The following is a 4,094-nucleotide window of genomic DNA, read 5'->3' on the forward strand; positions in this document are numbered from 1 at the left end:
AATTTGACTGAATTTTTTAAATTTATGTTCAATCTCATTAAGACGCAGATTGAGACCACTCAACCACTGCGCTTTGAATTAAATAGATATTCCTGAACAGAATTTAAAAAGTCTTTGCCCAGCCTTACTATATTCTGATATAATTATTGTCAATATAATAAGAAAGAAGGAATCAATGATGGATATTAATGAAAAAATCCTGAAACTCCTAGAACGTGATAGTCGTTTAACTCACCAAGAAATTGCGGTGTTATTAGGTGAAGACGAAGCGTTCATTACCAAAACGATTAAAGAATTAGAAGAGAAGAATATTATTTGTGGTTATACTACTTTAGTGAACTGGGAAAAAACGAACAGTGATATGGTTTCAGCGATTATTGAATTGCGAGTAAATCCACAAAGAGGACAAGGTTTTGATCGGATTGCGGAAAAAATTTATAATTTCCCAGAAGTCAAAGCCATGTATTTAACTTCTGGTGGCTATGATTTCTTAATTGAAATGCAAAAAGCACCGATTCGTGAAATTGCGAATTTTGTTTCTTCGCGTTTATCCATCATTGAAGAGGTACAGTCAACGGCTACTCATGTTATTTTGAAAAAATATAAAGATCATGACACCCTATTTATTGAAAAAGAACATGATAAAAGGGAGTTTATTTCATGAGAAGTTTTCTAAATCAAAAAGTACAAGCTATTAAACCGTCTGGGATTCGTCGTTTTTTTAATTTAGCAAATGAAATGGAAAATGTTATTTCATTAGGTGTAGGAGAACCCGATTTTGATACACCATGGCATGTACGTGATGAAGGAATATATACCGTTCAGAAAGGACGTACCTTCTATACAGCCAATGCAGGTTTATTAGAATTAAGAACCGCAATAGCTGAAAATATTTTTCGTTTACAAGGTGTAAAATATAACCCTGACACACAGGTATTAGTGACCGTTGGTGGCAGTGAAGCGATAGATTTGGTTTTTCGGGCAACGATTGAACCGGGAGATGAAATCATCTTTACAGAGCCTTGTTATGTGTCCTACTTGCCAACGATTGAATTAGCGGGCGGCGTTCCGGTGGCTATTCCACTAAAAGAACAGAATCAATTTCGTTTAACTCGAGAAGAATTAGCGGCGGCTATCACTGATAAGACCAAAGCACTCGTTTTATCCTTTCCTAATAATCCGACTGGGGCAGTCATGGCAAAAGAAGACTTAGAAGCAATTGCCGATTTAATAATTGAGCATGATCTTTTAGTGATTACGGATGAAATCTACGATCGCCTTACCTATAACGAAGATGAAGAACATGTCAGTATCATTCGCTTACCTGGAATGGCTGAACGTACGGTTTACATCAATGGTTTTTCTAAAGCTTATGCTATGACGGGCTGGCGTTTAGGTTACTGTGCTGGTCCTGAAGAAATTCTCCAACAAATGACCAAAATCCATCAATTTACCATTATGGCAGCTCCTACCATGAGTCAGTATGCCGGTTTAGAAGCTTTGCGTTCAGGTGAACAGGATGTTCTAGAGATGCGCGAAAGCTATAATCAACGTCGCCGTTATTTATTATCTGAGTTCGAACGTCTTGGTATTCCCTGCTTTGAACCTTTGGGTGCTTTCTATGTTTTCCCCAATATTTCGCAATTTGGTATGACTTCAGAGGAATTTGCGATGGATTTACTCCATAAGAAACAGATTGCGGTCGTACCAGGTACCGCCTTTGGGGATAGTGGAGAAGGCTTTGTTCGTATCTCTTATGCTTATTCCATTGCCGAATTAAAAATTGCATTACAACGTATCGAAGAATATATTATTGAAATGAAAGGAAATCTAAATTGAGTAAATTACCATTAAGAACAGAATTACCTGTCGCAGAGACATGGGACTTAAGCTTATTATTTAAAAATCAAGCTGAATATCAAGCAGCAGTTGCAGAAGTGAAAGAGTACGTGACTAACTTTCAAGAACAATATCAAGGGAAATTAACGGACGAGGCAATCATTATTGAGTCATTAGCCAATTTGGAACAAATTAAACGCCAATTGTCCAAAATTTATGGTTATGGGTCCTTAGGATATGAAGCGGATAAGCTGAACGCTGATAATGAAGAAAACTATCAAAAATTGCCTGCGTTAAGTGAATTTTTTGGTGCCACTTTATCGTTTTTCGAATCAGAACTGTTAAGTTTAGACGATAATATCCTTCAAACGGTGATGAAGTCCGATGAGGGAGCGCCGTATCAATACTATTTACAAGCATTGTTACGTGAAAAACCACATCGTTTATCAGGTGAAGTAGAAACGGTGTTAAGTAGCTTAGAAGGGACCTTATCTAGTCAATACCCACTTTATTTAACCTTAAAATTCCAAGATTTAACTTTTGATGATTTTAAAGCTGATGGCAAGACGTATCACAATAGTTTTGTTTCATTTGAAAATGATTATGAAAGTCATCCTAATCAAGCGGTTCGTCATGCAGCGTGGGCTTCTTTCCATAAGGGATTAGCGACCTTCCAACATACCGCTGCCGCAAACTATATTTATCATGTTAAAACTGAGAAAAAAATGGCAACGCTACGTGGTTTTGATTCCGTGATTGATTATTTATTATTTAGTCAACAAGTCACTCGTGAAGCGTATAATCGACAAATTGATGTGATTATGTCAGAATTTGCACCGGTGATGCGTCGTTATGCACGCTTATTACAAAAGGAACAAGGCTTAGCTTCAATTAGCTTAGCTGATATTAAAATGCCATTTACCCAGGAAGAGCCACAACATATTTCGATTGCTGAGGTGCGTAAAATGATGGAAGAAGTCTTCGCGGTATTTGGTGAAGAGTACTTATCGATTGTAAAACGTAGTTTTGATGAACGTTGGATCGATTTTCCAATGAATCAAACGAAATCAACCGGTGGTTTCTGTTCGCCAGTTTATGATGGTCCAGGCTATATTTTATTAAATTGGAATGGGTTATTAAGCGAAGCATTAGTCTTGGCGCATGAATTAGGCCATGCGGCTCATTTTGGCTTAACTTATGATCGTCAATTAATGATGACGCCAGAAGCAAGTTTATATTTTATCGAAGCACCTTCAACAGCTAATGAAGTGATTACTTGTCAATACTTATTAAATCAGCCTCTAGAAGCTGCTCAAAAACGGGTCTTAATTACAGAGTTTATTGCACGTACTTACTTCCACAATATGGTAACTCACCTATTAGAAGCCGATTTCCAACGGAAGGTTTATCTAGCGGTTGATCAAGAAGAAGTGTTGAATGCCGAAAAATTAAATGGTTTCTTTAAAGAGACCTTAGAACAATTCTGGGGTGAAGAGGTCATGATTAATCCTGGTGCAGAGTTAACGTGGTTGCGTCAACCTCACTATTTCATGGGGATGTATCCTTATACGTATTCAGCTGGATTAACAGTCGGAACGCAAATTGGGCAACGAATTGCTAATGGGGAAAGAGATGCCATCGAAAGTTGGTTAGCTGTTTTAGCAGCTGGTGGTACATTAGGACCATTAGAATTGACGGCAAAAGCAGGTGTTTCAATGGAAAATGCGGATGCATTGTGCAGTGCGATTCAATACGTCGATGGTTTATTGGATCAAGTGGAAGCGTTAGAAACACAAAATTAGCTTGAAAAGTTACCACAACTCTTTATCTAAGATCGAATCATCATCACAAAAAGATGTTTTTGATAATCTATAAGAAAAGTGAAAATACGATCTAAAGACAGATAAACAACTGGGGAAAGTCTTATAAATAAACAATGAGTATTTCAAAAATTATCTTGCTCCCATAATTTAGGTCTTTTGATTTGATTTTTTTAGCGGCTTTTCGCCTGTATTGTACAGGTGATCGGCCGCTTAATTTTAGGGGATTTCTGTCTTAAAGGCTCGTTTGATAGTTACCAAACTGTGTGAGGCGATCAAACGACGCGAAAATCCATCATTTTTTATCACTTGCCACTCTTAAGATAAATGAATTCACATTATTTAGCCTGAACAAAAGACGAACAAATATTCAATTTACATTATTTTCACAATAATTAAATAGTAATCAATAATCATTTGTTTTATAATGAAGGG

At 36.9% G+C, this 4,094-nt stretch carries 3 protein-coding genes; all 3 read left to right on the top strand.

The window, feature by feature from the left end:
• The first annotated feature begins 178 nt into the window (after positions 1-178).
• From GSA01S_RS09495 to pepF, 3 genes are read left to right on the top strand one after another with little or no spacing between them, the layout of a single operon-like run.
• Complete coding sequence (locus tag GSA01S_RS09495) at positions 179-664, top strand: Lrp/AsnC family transcriptional regulator (RefSeq protein ID WP_066126951.1); 486 nt, start codon at positions 179-181, stop codon at positions 662-664.
• Entirely contained in the window at positions 661-1,839 is a 1,179-nt protein-coding gene (locus GSA01S_RS09500; RefSeq protein ID WP_066126954.1) for a pyridoxal phosphate-dependent aminotransferase, read from the top strand. Before GSA01S_RS09495 ends, GSA01S_RS09500 begins: the two co-directional genes overlap by 4 nt.
• Positions 1,836-3,641, top strand: a complete 1,806-nt coding sequence (pepF, locus tag GSA01S_RS09505) for an oligoendopeptidase F (RefSeq protein ID WP_066126957.1) — start codon at positions 1,836-1,838, stop codon at positions 3,639-3,641. The genes GSA01S_RS09500 and pepF overlap by 4 nt, the downstream gene beginning before the upstream one ends.
• The last annotated feature ends 453 nt before the right edge of the window (positions 3,642-4,094 follow it).

The sequence above is a fragment of the Globicatella sanguinis NBRC 15551 genome (assembly GCF_001552295.1).
GTDB classification, from domain to species: domain Bacteria; phylum Bacillota; class Bacilli; order Lactobacillales; family Aerococcaceae; genus Globicatella; species Globicatella sanguinis.

Coding starts and splice junctions, on each gene's coding strand:
- GSA01S_RS09500 (WP_066126954.1), top strand. CDS start 661: ATGAGAAGTTTTCTAAATCAAAAAGTACAAGCTATTAAACCGTCTGGG.
- GSA01S_RS09495 (WP_066126951.1), top strand. CDS start 179: ATGGATATTAATGAAAAAATCCTGAAACTCCTAGAACGTGATAGTCGT.